Here is a 14,494-nt window from a genome sequence, read left to right on the forward strand (position 1 = left end):
CCTCCCTTCACGGGTGGCCGGGGTAGGGGGGCAGGAGGCGGGCGAGGGAGGGGTTGGCAGGGCCTATGGCGTGGTCGATCTGCCGCACGAGCGCGACCAGGTCGTGCGCGGGGACGATCAGAACGCCGGGGAGAGTGATCTGACCGCCGGTTATGCGGGCGCGGTGCACCGCGATGACGGTGGCGACCGGTCGGCCCAGCGCCAGCGCGGCCTGGTTCGACTCGTACCGGGCCGCCTCCACGCTCCCGGTGCGGTCCACCACGCCGTGGAAGACTCGTCCGTTCCGCTCATGGACGTTGCCGCTTTTCGCCGACCACATCTTGCTGTCCACATTGATGACGGCGGCGGCCGGGGTGATCAGGAGGTGGTCGATGTTCGCCCGCCCGCGGGGCAGAGCCCGGTCGTGCAGCACGCTCCACTCGGTGCCCAACTCGCCCAGCAGCAGCGCGGTGCGTCGCTCGCCGACGTCTCCGGCCCGGTGGCGCGCCTCCTGGCCGGCCGACTCCTCCGCCGTGAGCGGAGGGCGGGGCCCGGCGACCGGGGGCCGGCGGCGTGGGCCACGGGGGGAGGCGGGGCGCCGACGTTTGCGGGACCCTCCGGCTGTCCAGGAGGCCAGGCCGGCCACCAGCAGGAACAGGAGGGCCACCAGTAGGAACTCACCCATCCGCTCAGCGTAACTCCCCTGTGTAGCAGGCCACTTGCCGCCGGAGGGGAGGACCGGGCCAGCGGGTCGCAGGAGCACCGGAATCCGGTCTTCCGTCCCGAGTTGGTGGTCCGCGAGTCCAGCCCTCACGGGCCCGCCGGGCCGAGGGTTCCCGTTCCTTCGGCGGGCGCCGCCCGGTGGGGCCGACGTGGGACCAGCGGGCTCCCGGCCGAGCCGTGGCCACAGCCTCGGGCTCCGGGGAGTTGACCGTCCGCGAACGCCGTGGTGGTTTGCCGTCGGGCCGGCCCTGGGCACTTTCCTGGAGGAGAGGAGGCCGCTGCCTTGCGATCACTGCGCCCGGGGCAACCGTCGCAGGTCGGCCCCTACCGGCTGCTCGGGCAGCTCGGGGAGGGCGGCATGGGTCAGGTGTTCCTCGGGCGTGCGCCCGGCGGGCGGCTGGCGGCGATCAAGCTGGTCCGTCAGGAGTTGGCCTCCGACCCGGAGTTCCGTCTGCGTTTCCGGCGCGAGATCGACGCCGCCCGGCGCGTCAGCGGCGAGTGGACGGCGCCGGTGCTCGACAGCGACACCGAGTCCGCCGTGCCCTGGGTCGCCACCGGTTATGTCCCGGGCCCCTCCCTCGCGACCGTGACCGGCGAGTACGGCCCGCTGCCGCGTCCCACCCTCTGGGCCCTGCTCCACGGGCTCACCCTGGCGTTGACCGACATCCACGCCAAGGGGCTGATCCACCGGGACCTCAAGCCGTCCAACATCCTGATCACCCTGAACGGCCCCAGGGTGATCGACTTCGGCATCGTGCGGGCGGCGGACGCGAGCAGGGCCACCCGCACGGGCGCCATGGTCGGGTCCCCCGGCTATATGGCGCCCGAACAGGTCCGGGGCGAACACATCACCGTCGCGGCCGACGTCTTCGCCCTCGGCGCCGTCCTGGCCCATGCCGCCACCGGCTTCCCGCCCTTCGCCCGTGACCAGCCCTCCCTGCACACCGTCCTGTACCGGGTGCTCCACGAGCCTCCCGAACTCGGCCCCGAATCCGGCCCGTTGACCGGTCCGTTGCGCGAGCTGACCGAACGCTGTCTCAGCAAGGACCCGGCCGGGCGCCCGTCGCTGCCGGAGATCAGCCGGCTCGCGGCCGAGCGCGCCGGCGACAGCCGGGTCTGGCTGCCGGCTCCCCTCACCTCCCAACTGGGCAGGGACGCCGCCGATCTGCTCTCCCTCGACGGGCCGCACCCCACCGAGGTCGGCGGCTCCGGCCCGCCGCCGGGCGAGGAGACCGCCACCGCGCGGCCGTCGGATTCCCCGGACGCCGACCGTTCCCCCGCCGCTGGTTCACGCGGGGCGCTGCTGGTCGGCGCCGCCCTGGGGGCCCTGTTGCTCGTCGTGGGCCTGGTGACGGTCGTCAACCGCCCCTGGGAGGACGGCACATCCGCCGCCGGGGGTGGCGACACCTCGGATACCGGGGAGACCGGGGAGACCGGGGAGACCGGGACGGCCGACGACCCGCCGCCGCCCTCGTCGCTGCCCGAGGAGGTGCGGGAGGCCGGCACCCTCAGGGTCGGTCTCGGCACCTGGTCCTCCCCGCTGTCCTTCGCCGGAGCCGACGGTGAGGTGATCGGCGTGGAGCGGGACATGGTGGAGGCGCTGGGCGAACTGCTGGGCGTGGAGCTGGAGATGACGACGGTCACCGACTACAACCGGCTGGTGCGGGAGGTCTCGGCCAGCGGGGCGGGCGAGCCGCCGGTGATCGGTCTCGGGGCGTTCCGGGACACGGCCGCCAAGCGGGCGGAACTGGACGTGGACTATGTCGACCACTTCCAGGAGGGTCTGGTCCTCGTCGTCCCCGAGGGCCAGGAGGACATCACCCTGGCCGACCTGTGCGGCCGGTCGGTCACCACCTGGGAGACCGACGACATCCTGGGGGTGCTGGAGGAGGTCAACGACGACTGCGACGAGCGTTTCGCCGTCGAAACCCTGGACACCCTGGACGAGATGGTCCATCTGATCAACCTCGGCGAACACCCGGCGGCGCTGCTGCCCTACTCCAACGCGCAGCACTTCCTGGGCGGGCATCCGAACAGCGGGATGGCGGTCTCGGAGCGGCAGTTCGCCGTCGAACCGCACGGCATCATGCTCCCCGCGGGGGAGGAGGAGCTGCGTGACGCGCTGCGCCTGGCGGTCCAGCAGCTGATCGACGACGGTACCCACGCGGACATCCTGAACGAGTGGGGCGTGCCGGGGCTGGCCCTGGAGACGGCCACGGTCAACGCCGGCGACTGACCGGGCCACGGCGCCACCGGGGGAACGAACGGTCTCCCCACCTCGCGTGCCGGCGCATCGCGGCGGCGAACGGTCAACGAGGCCCACGTTCCCTCCGAGCGACCGAGCGACCGGGCGTATGGCGGCATGGGCCGGCGACGGTGAACTCGAACCCGCAGCCGGTGGGTTGGTGGCCGACATCGCCGACCCCGGCACGATGGACCCGGCCGGCGCGCTACCGCCGCTATCGTCGCTGGCCGCTTCGGGCGCCCGAAGCGGTGGCGTTTCCCGCCTCGTCCGACGGCTCCTCTGCCAACGGTCGGGATCTCATCATCGACGGCGGGCCGGTCGTCGACGTGCCCGGCTGAGGCATGTGGTCAGGCCGACGCGCCGCCGACGGGCGCGCGGCGGGGGGCACGCGTCGGAGCCGTGCGGACGCGGGTGACGGCGAGTCGGGTCAGGCGGGCCACCACGGCAGCGCCCGCCGCGACCGCGAGCGGCAGCAGCGCCGGCGCGGCCAGACTCACCGCCGCGACCGCTGCCGTCGTCACGCAGGTGGCGAGCGCGCACAGCGGATGGGCGCAGGCGAGCAGCGCGGCGTTCCGCAGCAGGGGGATGGCGGGGTCGTCCGTCAGGGCCAGCAGCGGGAACGCGAAGACGCCCGCGAGCAGTACCGCCACCGCCAGAGCCACCCCGGCGGTCAGTACCGCCAGCCGCAGCGGGGCCCCGTCGGCGTGCAGCCCGAACGCCAGGTCCGTCACCGCCAGGGCCGCCCCCGAGGCGAGTACCCCGCCCACCGTCGCCCCTCGGACGAACCGGTGGCGGAAGGCGTCGACAAAGGTCCGCCAGACCGGCGGGGACTGGCCCCTGGCCCAGCCGTCCGCCACCGCGCACAGGCCCGTGGTGGCGGCGGGCAGCGTCAGCAGCGGCAGGGCCGCGAGCGTCCACAGCAGTCCCGCGGCGACCAGGTCGGCGAGTCGGGTCAGCCCTCGGACCAAGGGGTTGTCCTGGTGCATGGCACTCCTCCCACCCGGTCGGACGCGCGCACGCGGTCCGACCACGATGTCTCGATGCGGCTCCGTTCCGTTCAACCGTCCACGGCGGTCGGGGGGCCGGCGGCGGTGGACTCGCGGACCACCAGCCGGCTGGGCACGGACTCCACGCCCCGCCCCGGGCGTCCCTCGATGGCCTCCATCAGTCGGAGCGCGGCGGTGCGCCCGACCTCGGCCAGGTTCATGTCGACGGTGGTCAACGGCGGACGGGTGGCGGCCGCCATGACCTCCCAGTTGTCGTAGCCGGCCAGCGCGATGTCCTCGGGCACGCGGCGGCCGGCCTCCCGCAGCGCGTCCGCCACGCCGCGGGCGATCTGGTCGCTGCCGCAGAAGACGGCGTCAAGGCCGGGGTCGGCCCGCAGCGCCGCGTGCACCCCCTGGCGGCCCCAGGCCTCGGACCACTCGCCGAACAGCGCCCGTCCGCCGGCGAACTCCAGGCCGGCGTCGGCGAGGGCGCGCGCCGCGTGGTCGGCCCTGGCGCCGGCCGCCGCGTGGTGAACGGGCCCGGTGAGGTGGGCGATCCGCCGGCGTCCGGTGTCGATCAGATGCTCCACCACCAGGCGGGCGCCGCCCGCGTCGTCGGGCACCACCGAGGCGTCGCTCGGATCGATCGAGGGGCCGAAGGCGTAGACCACGGGCACCGGGGAGGGCAGTGGCAGCGGTGGACGGGCGTCGGTGCGCCGTCCGGTGACGATCAGCCCGTCGATCCGGCGCGCCAACAGCGTGTTCACATAGTGCTGTTCACGGATGGCGTCGCCCCTGGTGTCGCAGAGGAAGACGGAGATCCGGCCGGCGCCCAGCGCGTCCTCGGCGCCGAGCAGCACCGGCAGGCTGAACCGGCCGACGCTGTCGGTGGTGATCAGCCCGACGGTGTAGGTGCGGCCGGAGAGCAGGCTGCGGGCGGCCTCGTTGGGCTGGAAGCCCAGCTTCCTGGCCGCCTCGGCCACCCGGTCCCTGGTCTCGGGACGCAGGTTGCCCCTGCCGTTGAGCGCCTTGGAGGCGGTGCTCGAAGAGACCCCCGCCAGGGACGCCACATCGCTGAGCGTGGCGGCGCGCCGCTCCTCCGCCCGCCGCGAGCTTCCTGCCATGCGAAACCCTTTTCCTCCTTGGTGAGCCCGGTGCGAACCGGGTCGCGCCGGGGCCATGATGCCATGGCACCCGCCCAATGACCATGGACCTGCGAGCCTTTGAGCGTTCCTGTGCACAACCGTTGACTCGGCAGGGCGGCACTCCTAGAGTCCCGGCTCAGGAAATGGGTTTCCCCATGTTTCCCAGGCTGTTCTCCGGGCCGTGGTACCAAGCCCCCGCGGCCCTCCCACACCGTCCACGCCGTCTCGTCCGGAGCCGCAGATGTCCTCCTCCAGCCATCCCCCGAGCCCCGTGCCCGTGCGCCCCACCGCCGGGGCCCACACCACGCTGACGCCCGCCGCCCGCACCACCGTCACGGCGGGGTTCTGGGCCGAACGGCGCGACGTCAACGCCCGGGTGAGCATCGCCCAGGGCCCCGAGCGGCTGGCCGAGGCCGGCAATCTCCGCAATCTGCGGCGCGCCGCCGCCGGCGAAACCACCGGCTACGAGGGCGACGTGCCGTTCATGGACACCGATGTCCACAAGTGGCTGGAGGCCGCCGGCTGGCAGCTGGGCGACCCGACCACCGATCCCGAACTGGCCGCCGAACTGACCGACCGGATACGGGAGATCGCCCGCCTGCTGGCCGACGCACAGCAGCCCTCCGGCTACCTCAACTCCTACTACCAGGTCGCCAGGCCGGAGACCGAGCACTTCAGCGAGCTGCGCTGGGGGCATGAGCTGTACACCGCCGGCCATCTGATCCAGGCCGCCGTCGCCCACCACCGGACCACCGGCGAACGCGAACTCCTCGATGTGGCCGTGCGGTTCGCCGACCATCTTGTCGACGCCTTCGGGCCCGGCGGTCCCGGCGGGCTGGCCGACCGCGTCGACGGGCACCCCGAGATCGAGACCGCGCTGGTCGAACTCGCCCGCGAGACCGGCGATCCCCGCTACACCGCGCTGGCCGGCTCCTTCGTCGGCCGCTACGGCGGCGCCTTCCCGCCCGGGGGCACCAAGGGGCCGGGTCGCCCCGGCTACTGCCAGGACCATCTGCCCGTCCGCGAGGCCCCCGCCGTCACCGGCCACGCGGTGCGGCAGCTCTATCTCCTGGCCGGCGTCGCCGATCTGGCCGCCGAGACCGGCGAGACCGAACTCCGCGCCGCCGCCGAGCGGTTGTGGGCGGACATGGCCGCGCGGCAGAGCTATCTGACCGGCGGCATCGGCGCCCACCACAGCGACGAGGGCTTCGGCCACCCCTACGAACTGCCCCACGAACGCGCCTACGCCGAGACCTGCGCCGCCATCGCGGCCTTCCAGTTCGAATGGCGGATGGCGCTGCTCACCGGCGAGGCCCGCTACGCCGACCTGGCCGAACGCACCCTCTACAACGCGGTGCTCTGCGGCGTCTCCCTCCAGGGCGACACCTATCTCTACGACAACCCGCTCCACGTCAGGGACGGACACGCCGACCAGGAGGGGACGTCCCCGCACCGCACCCCGTGGTTCTCCTGCGCCTGCTGCCCGCCCAACATCATGCGGCTGCTCGCCTCCCTGCCCGGCTACCTCGCCACCACCTCGGCCGACGGCACCGCTCTCCAGATCCACCAGTACGCCGCCGGCACCGTCAGCGCGCCGGTCGCCGGCGCCCGGGTCGCGCTGCGGGTGGCCACCGACTATCCCCGCGACGGGCGGATCGCGTTCACCTTCGAGGAGACCGGCACCGCGCCCTGGACCCTCGCGCTGCGCGTCCCCCACTGGTCCGCCACCGGCTGGCGGCTGACCGTCAACGGGGCGGCGGCGCCGGCGGGTTCGTGGCGGCTCCTGGACGGCTGGCTGCGGCTGACCCGCACCTGGACGGCCGGGGACACCGTCGAGCTGACCCTCGACCTCACGCCCCGCTTCACGGCGGCCGACCCCCGGATCGACGCGGCGCGCGGCTGTGTGGCCGTCGAACGGGGGCCGCTCGTCTACTGCGTGGAGGCGATCGACCAGCCGCCGCCGGCCGAAGGACTGGGGCTGGACGATCTCGTGGTGGACCAGGGGGCCGGCCTCGGCCTCGCCGAACGGGACGATCTGCCCGGCGGCGTCACCGGCCTCACCCTCACCGCCCGCCCACGGCCCCGCCCCGTGGACGACGCGGCACCGTGGTGGCCCTACCACGACGCCGCCGGCACCGCCCCCGCGCCCGAGGACCCGCCGCTGACGCTCACCGCGATCCCCTACTACGCCTGGGCCAACCGAGCACCGTCCGCGATGCGGATCTGGCTGCCGACGGCCCCCTGAACGACCCGCCCGCCGCGCCACGGGACGGGGCGGCGGACCCTCCCCAGGTGGGGCCATCACACATCAACGGAGGCCTACCATGACAACCCCCTCCCCTCGCCGTCCGCCACCCCGCCCGCACGCGTCGAGCCGCCGTGCCCTCCTGCGTGGGATGGGCGCCGCCGCGCTCGCCGCGCCGCTGGCCTCCTGCGGTTTCGTGCCCGCCAGCCGCGACGACCGGCTGCGCTTCATGTTCTGGGGCAGCATCCAGGAGGAGGCCAGCGTCAACGAGGTGAGCCGCCGCTTCGCCGGCGCACCCGGGCGCCTGCCCATCGACACCGAACTGGTCAGCATGGCCGGCTACCCCACCAAGATGCACACCCTGGTGGCCGCCCGCCAGGAGCCCGACATCGCCTACGGCATCCAGGACATGTCGATGCGCCTGGGCGAGGGTGGCTATCTGGTCAACTTCCTCGACTACCGCGACCGTTTCGAGGATCTCGACGACTTCCTGCCCCAGACCATCCACTACTGGGACGAGCGGCAGGCCGTCTTCCAGACCGCCATCGAGACCATGGCGACCTGGTACAACGCCGATCTGCTGGAGGCGGCGGGCGTGCCCACGCCGCCCACCCGCACCGAGGACGCCTGGACCTGGGACGAACTGGTGAGCGCCGCCGAACGTCTCACCTTCGACGCCCAGGGCCGCCGTCCCACTGAGAGCGGCTTCGACGCGGACCGCGTCGAGCAGTACGGCCTGCTGGCACCCTCCTGGTGGTTCTCGCCCGCGCTCTACGCGCTGCTGCGGTCCAACGACGCCGACGCGTTCAACGAGGACGGCACCCGCTGCGTCATCGACTCCGACGCCGCCGTCGAGGTGATCAGCGCGGTCGCCGATCTCATCCATGAGCACCGGGTGGCGCCCAGCCCCACCCAACTGGCCACGTTCAACAACGGCATGGCCCTGATGATGCGCTCCGGCAGGGTCGCGATGAGCCTGGACGGGTACTGGAACCTGCTCGACCTGGCCGCCGCCGACTTCCCCTACGGCGTGGGCGTGATGCCCCGTTTCCAGGACGAGGCCCTCACCTGCGTCACCTCCGGCGCCACCTGCGTCTTCCAGCGAAGCCAGCATCCGGAACAGGCCGTCGAGTTCTATCTGGAGATGGCCGATCCCGCCCGGTGCGACCTCTACGCCCGAGGGCTGTGGATGCCGTTGCGCCGCTCCTACTACACCGACCCGGAGCTGCTGGCGAGTTGGTGCGACACGGCCATCCACCCGCCGGGCTTCGTCGACAGCTTTGTCGAGCCGCTGCTCAACCACGCGGTGCAGGAACCGGTCTACCGCGTGCGGGAAGGGGGGCTGGTCAACACCCGGCTGACCCCGGGGCTCGACCCGATCTGGCTCGGCGAGGTGCGCGGCCGGGACGCCGTCGCCCGCCATCTGCGGGGCGTGGCCGCGCGGGTCGACTCCTATCTCACCGGCGTCTACCCCGATGTGAGGGAGGTCTGATGGCCGCCTCGACGACGACGGCGCGCGCCGGCCGGCCGGTCGGCGGGCTGGCCCGGATGGAACAACGGTGGGGCGTGCTGCTCGCGCTGCCCGTGGTGCTGGGCTTCCTGGTGTTCACCATCGGGCCCATGCTGGCCTCGTTCGTGATCAGTCTCACCGACTGGACGATCGGCGGCGAGGTCAACTGGATCGGCCTGGACAACTACCGGCAGATGTTCGGCGACGACGATCTCTTCGGCACGTCGCTGCGGGTCACCCTCTTCTACACGCTGATGGCCGTGCCGCTCACCCTCACGGTCGGGTTCGGCGTGGCGATGCTCCTCAACCGCGACATCCGCGGGCGCGGCCTGTTCCGGGTGCTCTACTACCTGCCGGTCCTGGTGCCCAGCGTGGCCAGCGCGGTGTTGTGGACCTGGGTCTACAACCCGGAGTTCGGCCTGCTCAACCAGCTGCTGCGGAGCGCCGGGCTGCCCACCTCGCAGTGGATCTACGACGCGGACACCGCCCTGCCCTCGTTGGCGATCATGTCCGCCTGGGGTTTCGGGAACGCGGCCGTGATCTTTCTGGCCGGCCTCCAGGGCGTGCCGCGCCATCTCTACGAGGCGATCGAGATGGACGGCGGGGGCCCCTGGGCGCAGTTCCGCTATGTGACGCTGCCGATGATGACGCCGACCATCTTCTACAACCTGGTGATGGGCCTGATAGCGACGTTCCAGGTGTTCAACGAGGCGTATGTGATGACGTCGGGCGGCCCGGACAACGCGACCCTCTTCTACAACTACTACCTCTACCGCACCGCGTTCTCCGAGGGCCGCCTCGGCTATGCCTCCGCGCTGGCGTGGGTGCTGTTCGTGGTGATGATCGTCGTCACCGCCCTGGTGTTCCGCTCGGCCCGACGCTGGGTCTACTACGAAACGGGGGACGGCCGATGACCACGACCACGACACGGCTGCGCTCCGGGAGGGCCGGCGGATCCCGCCTCCGTCCCGCGCGGGTGCTGCTCTATCTGGTGCTCTGCGCCGGCGCGTTGGTGACGCTTGTCCCCTTTCTGTGGCTGGTGCGCAGTGCGCTGATGGAGGACGCGCAGATCTTCACGGCGCCTCCGGAGTGGCTGCCGGCGCCGTTCGCCTGGCACAACTTCTCGGACGCGTTGACGGCCCGTCCGTTCGGCCGGTACTTCCTCAACACGCTCGCCATCGAGGCGGTCGTCGTCCCCGGGGTGCTGCTGGTCGGCGCGCTCTCGGCGTTCACGTTCGCCCGGCTGCGGTGGCGTGGCCGGAACCTGGTGTTCGCGATCCTGCTCAGCTCGCTGATGCTGCCCTACGCGGTGACCCTGGTGCCCACCTTCATCGGTTGGCAGCATCTGGGCCTGGTCGGCACCTGGGTGCCGCTGACCCTGCCGGCCTGGTTCGGCGCCGGCCAGATGGGCGCGATCTTCCTGATGCGGCAGTTCTTCCTCAGCATCCCCAGGGAGCTGGACGACGCCGCCTATGTGGACGGCGCCAGCCCGTTCACCGTCTTCTGGCGGATCGTGCTGCCGCTGTCGAAACCGGTGTTGATCGTGGTCGGTATCTTCACCTTCATCGCGGTGTGGAACGACTTCCTCAACCCGCTGATCTATCTGGCCGACACCGACCGCTTCACCCTGGCGCTCGGACTGGCCGGCTTCCAGGGCGCCTACACCGCGCAGTGGGGCTATCTGATGGCCGCCTCCACCGTCGTCATCGCGCCGATCATCCTGCTGTTCTTCTTCGCGCAACGGCACATCCTGGAGGGCATCACCCTCACCGGCCTCAAGGGGTGACCCCGGGCCCCCGCCGCCGGGTCGAGCCGCCCCGGCGGCGGAGCACGAGCAGGCCGCCGACCACCAGCAGCGCAGCGCCGCCGGCCGAGAGGGCCACGGCCGGGAGAGGGGATCCGGTGCTCGCGAGGTCGGCGTCCCCCGCCGTGCCGTCGTCCGTCGGGGCGGCGGAGGACCCGCCGTGCGTCGTGGCGCCGTCGGCGCCCTCCCGCACATCGTCGCCGCCCCCGGGCTCCGCCAGCGTCTCGTCCGAGCCGGCGGGCTCGTCCGGGGCGGCGCCGGGGGCGGGTTCCCCGTTCAGTCCGTCCTGGATCATGGCGGCCACGATGTGCACATGCCGGTCCACCGCGGTTTCCGAGAACTCGTCGTCGTAGTTGAGACCGTAGGGCCAGAAGTGGTCGCCGCCGGTGGACAGGGTGGCGGAGGCGCCGTCGTAGGACTCGACAAGTGCCGTGGCCCCGGGCCCGGTCCAGCTGCCGCCGCCGGCCAGCGGCTCCCAGCCGGAGCCCAGCCCCACGCCCAGCGTGTGGGATATCTCGTGCAGGGCGGTCCGCTCGTTCATCAGGCCGAGGTTGCCGAACCGGATCGTCCCGTTGGTGTTGCCGTCCGCGGTCGGCACTCCGGGCTCGTAGTGGACGGTGAGCGTCTGCTCCAGGTCCGTCAGCTCGTTGTAGCGCATCACGGCCGCGTCCATGGCGACCGTGATGCGGTCGTACGCCTCCTGCTGCTCGTCCGTCGGGTGCTCGACCGTGACCAGCGACCAGGTGATGCCCGCCGGGTCCTCGTCCCGGGGCGAGTGGCCGAGGGACGAGGGGGTGGCGGCCTGGGCGGCCACGGGAGCCAGCAGCGCTCCCAGGGCGATCCCGGTCGCCCCCAGGCGTCGGACGTGGAATACGGTCATCGGTTCTCCTCGGTGTCGGGACGGGGGTCCGGCCTTCCCGGCGTGGGCCGGTCCGGCGGTGGGCGGTGGCTCAGCGCCCGGCGCGGGGGCCGGGAGGGGGTGCCACACAGAAGAAGGCGTCCGCGCCGGCCGCCCCATAACGGAAATCCCGAGATCCCGTCCGCGTCGGATCAACACCACACCTGTGCGGTTCTGTTGGGAGTCCTCTCGGCGTCGACCACGGCCGGTTCGCCGAACCCGTCCCGGTGGCCGAGCGGGCTTCGCCGGGCCCCCGACGCGCCATACGGAGCATTTCCGACACGTTTGCGTAAACAGCCATCAGTTTCACCTCTCGCACCGGAAAATCGGGCGGCCGTTCGCGATTTCGAGCAACCTGGCCCTGGCCGCGAACGAATCCTCCCGGAGCCGTGCGGGACGGGTTGACAGGCTCCCCTGACGGGTTTTGGGTAAGACCCGCGCAGAGTCGAACATCCGGTTGCCCGCCTCCCCCACACCCGGGCTGGTTGAGATTCGACCGGCTCCCGCTGCTCGGGGAAGGCCGGCAATCGCCGTGGCGCGACGGCAGTTGGAAACCCGCACCATCCACATCCGACGCCCCGACAGCGCACGACCCGCGATCGGGTCCGCGCGGGGCGCATCCCCCACAGGAGGAACGCGGTCCATGAAACTCTCCCGCCGCAGGCATCTCGCCATCGCCGCCGTCACCGTCGGCGCGCTGGCGTTCCCCGGCACGGCCGTGGCCACCCAGCCGGCCACGTCCGCCCCGGTCGCGCAGGAGTCAGGGCAGGTGGCGCCGGCCGCCACCGTCACCTGGCACCTCGTCCGGGCGGAGAACCCCACCCAGGACCAGTTGGAGGCCTATGAGCTGATCACCACGGCGATGAACGCCGCGGTCACCCGCTACAACGATCTCAGCGACCTCGGCAAGTCCATCACCGTCCACTACGACCCGAGCGTCCCCACCGCCGACGGCCACATCAACGGCACCATACGGTTCGGCAACCGGGCCTATATGAACGAGCGCACCGCCCTGCACGAGATCTCCCACACCATCGGCGTCGGGCAGAGCGGCGGCTGGTACGAGCTGTCCGCCGGCGGCACCTGGAGCGGCGCCCAGGCGACCGCGCTGGTCCGTCAGTACGACGGCGAAGGCGCCTCGATCTCCACCGGCGGCGGCCACTTCTGGCCCTACGGCCTCAACTACGACAACGAGTTCAGCCAGACCAACGCAGACCGCCATGTCCGTGTCGTGGCGGCGATGGTCGCCGACGGCATGTGATCACACACCCGGTGGGGCGCCGCAATCGCCCCACCGGGCGCTGCGGACCATGATGCCAAGCGTCGTCGGGCTGCCGACGGTCGACCGGGGCGGACGGCCGGACGGCCGGGCGGGGCGCCGGGTTCGCCGCCGGGGGACGGGGCCGGACGTCCCCCGGCGGGTGCGGGCTCAGCCCAGGCGGCCGGTGAGGGTGAGGAAGGAGTGCGGGGGGAGGGTGAGGGCGAACCCGTGGGGGTGGGGGGTGAGGGCGGTGAACGGTTGGACGGTGACGGGGGTTTCGGCGGCGGTGTTGTGGGCCTGGAGATGGTCGGCGGTCAGGATGCGGGCGGTGGGATCGGCGAGGGTGCCGCCGCGCAGGTCGAGGGTGACCTCGGCGGGCTGGTCCGCGTCGAGGTTGGTCAGGGAGATCAGGACCGTGCCGTCCTTGACGCTGGCGGAGGCCGAGAGGGTGGTCAACTCCGCGTCGCCGACGGTGCGTTGCAGGCCGGTGCCGCGCAGGTGGACATCCAGGAGGGTGGCGTCCTGGTGGCCCTTGTTCATCTCGAAGACGTGGTAGGTCGGGGTGCGCACCAGCTGGTCGCCGTCGGTGAGCAGCACGGCCTGGAGGACGTTGACGGTCTGTGCGAGGTTGGCCATGGCCAGGCGTTCGGCGTGCCGGTGGAAGATGTCGAAGTGCAGGCTGGCGACCAACGCGTCGCGCAGGGTGTTCTGTTGGAAGAGGAAGCCGGGGTTGGTGCCGGGTTCGACGTCGAACCAGGTGCCCCATTCGTCGACGATCAGGCCGACGCGGCGGCCGGGGTCGTAGGCGTCCATCACCGTCGAGTGGCCCTGGATGATCCGGTCCATCCGGGCGGCGGCGGCCATGGTGCGGTAGTAGGACTCGGTGTCGAAGTCGGTGGCGCTGCCCTTGGCCTCCCAGGGCCCGGCCAGGGTGTAGTAGTGCACGGACAGGCCCTGGAAGAAATTCTTCGGGGTGGCCTCGCAGCCGAAGCAGCTGATCTGCCGCATCAGCGTCTCGGTCCAGGCGTAGTCGTCGTCGGAGGCGCCGGCGGCGATCCGGTAGAGGGTGTTGTCGCCGTGGTCACGGCAGTAGGTGGCGTACTGGCGCGCCAGATCGGCGTAGTGCTCGACGCGCATGTTGCCGCCGCAGCCCCACGCCTCGTTGCCGAGCCCCCAGAACCGCACCCGCCACGGCTCGTCGCGGCCGTGGGACTTACGCAACCGCACCATGGGACTGTCGCCGTCGCGGGTGAGGTACTCCACCCACTCGCTCATCTCCTGCACGGTCCCCGAGCCGACGTTGCCGTTGATATAGGGCTCGGCGCCCAGCAGTTCGCACAGCGCCAGGAACTCATGGGTGCCGAAGTGGTTGTTCTCCTCGACATCACCCCAGTGGGTGTTGACCATCCGCGGACGCCCCTCGCGCGGACCGATACCGTCCTTCCAGTGGTACTCGTCGGCGAAACACCCCCCGGGCCAGCGGAGGTTGGGAATGTTCAACGCCCGCAACGCCTCCACCACATCCAGCCGGATGCCGCCCTCGTTGGGGATCGGCGAGTCCTCACCCACCCAGAACCCGCCGTAGACACAGCGCCCCAGATGCTCGGCGAAGTGGCCGTAGAGATGACGGCTGATCACCGGCCCCTCGATGTCCAGATTGATGATCGCCGTACCACTGTTGCCGGACATGCGGCTCCT

11 protein-coding genes are annotated in these 14,494 nt (G+C 72.0%); 6 read left to right on the forward strand and 5 right to left on the reverse strand.

The genetic code is table 11. The features are described 5' to 3' along the window. Window positions 1-7 precede the first annotated feature (7 nt). The gene (locus AOM46_RS30490; RefSeq protein WP_062217865.1) at window positions 8-664 is read right to left on the reverse strand and encodes a nuclease-related domain-containing protein; all 657 of its coding nucleotides are present in this window, start codon (window positions 662-664) and stop codon (window positions 8-10) included. 321 nt (window positions 665-985) lie between these two features. Here AOM46_RS30490 and AOM46_RS30495 point away from each other — a divergent pair, with 321 nt between their 5' ends. Beyond that, a complete protein-coding gene (locus AOM46_RS30495; protein WP_062217868.1) occupies window positions 986-2,938 on the forward strand; it encodes a serine/threonine-protein kinase in 1,953 nt (650 codons plus the stop codon). Between the two features lie 356 nt (window positions 2,939-3,294). Here the strand turns inward: AOM46_RS30495 and AOM46_RS30500 are convergent, their stop codons facing one another. Together AOM46_RS30500 and AOM46_RS30505 are read right to left on the reverse strand one after the other, a co-directional pair. Continuing rightward, window positions 3,295-3,933: a DUF624 domain-containing protein gene (locus AOM46_RS30500; protein WP_062217871.1), complete on the reverse strand. Its 639-nt coding sequence runs from the start codon at window positions 3,931-3,933 to the stop codon at window positions 3,295-3,297. Between the two features lie 71 nt (window positions 3,934-4,004). After that, window positions 4,005-5,057 (reverse strand): LacI family DNA-binding transcriptional regulator, encoded by a 1,053-nt coding sequence (locus AOM46_RS30505; RefSeq protein WP_062217874.1) that lies wholly within the window; start codon window positions 5,055-5,057, stop codon window positions 4,005-4,007. A gap of 262 nt (window positions 5,058-5,319) precedes the next feature. Here AOM46_RS30505 and AOM46_RS30510 point away from each other — a divergent pair, with 262 nt between their 5' ends. The 4 genes from AOM46_RS30510 to AOM46_RS30525 all read left to right on the forward strand — a co-directional run bounded on the left by AOM46_RS30510 (window position 5,320) and on the right by AOM46_RS30525 (window position 10,619). Beyond that, the gene (locus tag AOM46_RS30510; RefSeq protein WP_062217877.1) at window positions 5,320-7,323 is read left to right on the forward strand and encodes a glycoside hydrolase family 127 protein; all 2,004 of its coding nucleotides are present in this window, start codon (window positions 5,320-5,322) and stop codon (window positions 7,321-7,323) included. Between the two features lie 79 nt (window positions 7,324-7,402). After that, complete coding sequence (locus AOM46_RS30515; protein WP_078857346.1) at window positions 7,403-8,815, forward strand: extracellular solute-binding protein; 1,413 nt, start codon at window positions 7,403-7,405, stop codon at window positions 8,813-8,815. Further along, window positions 8,815-9,747: a carbohydrate ABC transporter permease gene (locus AOM46_RS30520; RefSeq protein WP_078857347.1), complete on the forward strand. Its 933-nt coding sequence runs from the start codon at window positions 8,815-8,817 to the stop codon at window positions 9,745-9,747. Before AOM46_RS30515 ends, AOM46_RS30520 begins: the two co-directional genes overlap by 1 nt. Continuing rightward, a complete protein-coding gene (locus AOM46_RS30525; protein ID WP_062217883.1) occupies window positions 9,744-10,619 on the forward strand; it encodes a carbohydrate ABC transporter permease in 876 nt (291 codons plus the stop codon). The genes AOM46_RS30520 and AOM46_RS30525 overlap by 4 nt, the downstream gene beginning before the upstream one ends. Here the strand turns inward: AOM46_RS30525 and AOM46_RS30530 are convergent. Further along, on the reverse strand, window positions 10,609-11,517 hold the full coding sequence (locus AOM46_RS30530) for a hypothetical protein (protein WP_370592779.1): 909 nt from the start codon (window positions 11,515-11,517) through the stop codon (window positions 10,609-10,611). The genes AOM46_RS30525 and AOM46_RS30530 overlap by 11 nt on opposite strands. Before the next feature lie 661 nt (window positions 11,518-12,178). Between AOM46_RS30530 and AOM46_RS30535 the strand changes: the two genes are divergently transcribed. Then, a complete protein-coding gene (locus AOM46_RS30535; RefSeq protein ID WP_062217886.1) occupies window positions 12,179-12,796 on the forward strand; it encodes a hypothetical protein in 618 nt (205 codons plus the stop codon). Window positions 12,797-12,964: 168 nt separating this feature from the next. Here AOM46_RS30535 and AOM46_RS30540 read toward each other — a convergent pair whose 3' ends face one another. Beyond that, entirely contained in the window at window positions 12,965-14,485 is a 1,521-nt protein-coding gene (locus AOM46_RS30540; protein WP_062217889.1) for an alpha-N-arabinofuranosidase, read from the reverse strand. Window positions 14,486-14,494: the final 9 nt, after the last annotated feature.

Origin of the sequence: Streptomyces sp. NBRC 109706, assembly GCF_000974485.1 — a bacterium.
GTDB lineage: Bacteria > Actinomycetota > Actinomycetes > Streptomycetales > Streptomycetaceae > Streptomyces.

What these genes read in the sequence shown, in the direction of transcription:
- AOM46_RS30505 (WP_062217874.1), bottom strand. Translation starts at nt 5,057, where the DNA reads ATGGCAGGAAGCTCGCGGCGGGCGGAGGAGCGGCGCGCCGCCACGCTC.
- AOM46_RS30490 (WP_062217865.1), bottom strand. Translation starts at nt 664, where the DNA reads ATGGGTGAGTTCCTACTGGTGGCCCTCCTGTTCCTGCTGGTGGCCGGC.
- AOM46_RS30525 (WP_062217883.1), top strand. Translation starts at nt 9,744, where the DNA reads ATGACCACGACCACGACACGGCTGCGCTCCGGGAGGGCCGGCGGATCC.
- AOM46_RS30535 (WP_062217886.1), top strand. Translation starts at nt 12,179, where the DNA reads ATGAAACTCTCCCGCCGCAGGCATCTCGCCATCGCCGCCGTCACCGTC.
- AOM46_RS30530 (WP_370592779.1), bottom strand. Translation starts at nt 11,517, where the DNA reads ATGACCGTATTCCACGTCCGACGCCTGGGGGCGACCGGGATCGCCCTG.
- AOM46_RS30500 (WP_062217871.1), bottom strand. Translation starts at nt 3,933, where the DNA reads ATGCACCAGGACAACCCCTTGGTCCGAGGGCTGACCCGACTCGCCGAC.
- AOM46_RS30510 (WP_062217877.1), top strand. Translation starts at nt 5,320, where the DNA reads ATGTCCTCCTCCAGCCATCCCCCGAGCCCCGTGCCCGTGCGCCCCACC.
- AOM46_RS30520 (WP_078857347.1), top strand. Translation starts at nt 8,815, where the DNA reads ATGGCCGCCTCGACGACGACGGCGCGCGCCGGCCGGCCGGTCGGCGGG.
- AOM46_RS30540 (WP_062217889.1), bottom strand. Translation starts at nt 14,485, where the DNA reads ATGTCCGGCAACAGTGGTACGGCGATCATCAATCTGGACATCGAGGGG.
- AOM46_RS30515 (WP_078857346.1), top strand. Translation starts at nt 7,403, where the DNA reads ATGACAACCCCCTCCCCTCGCCGTCCGCCACCCCGCCCGCACGCGTCG.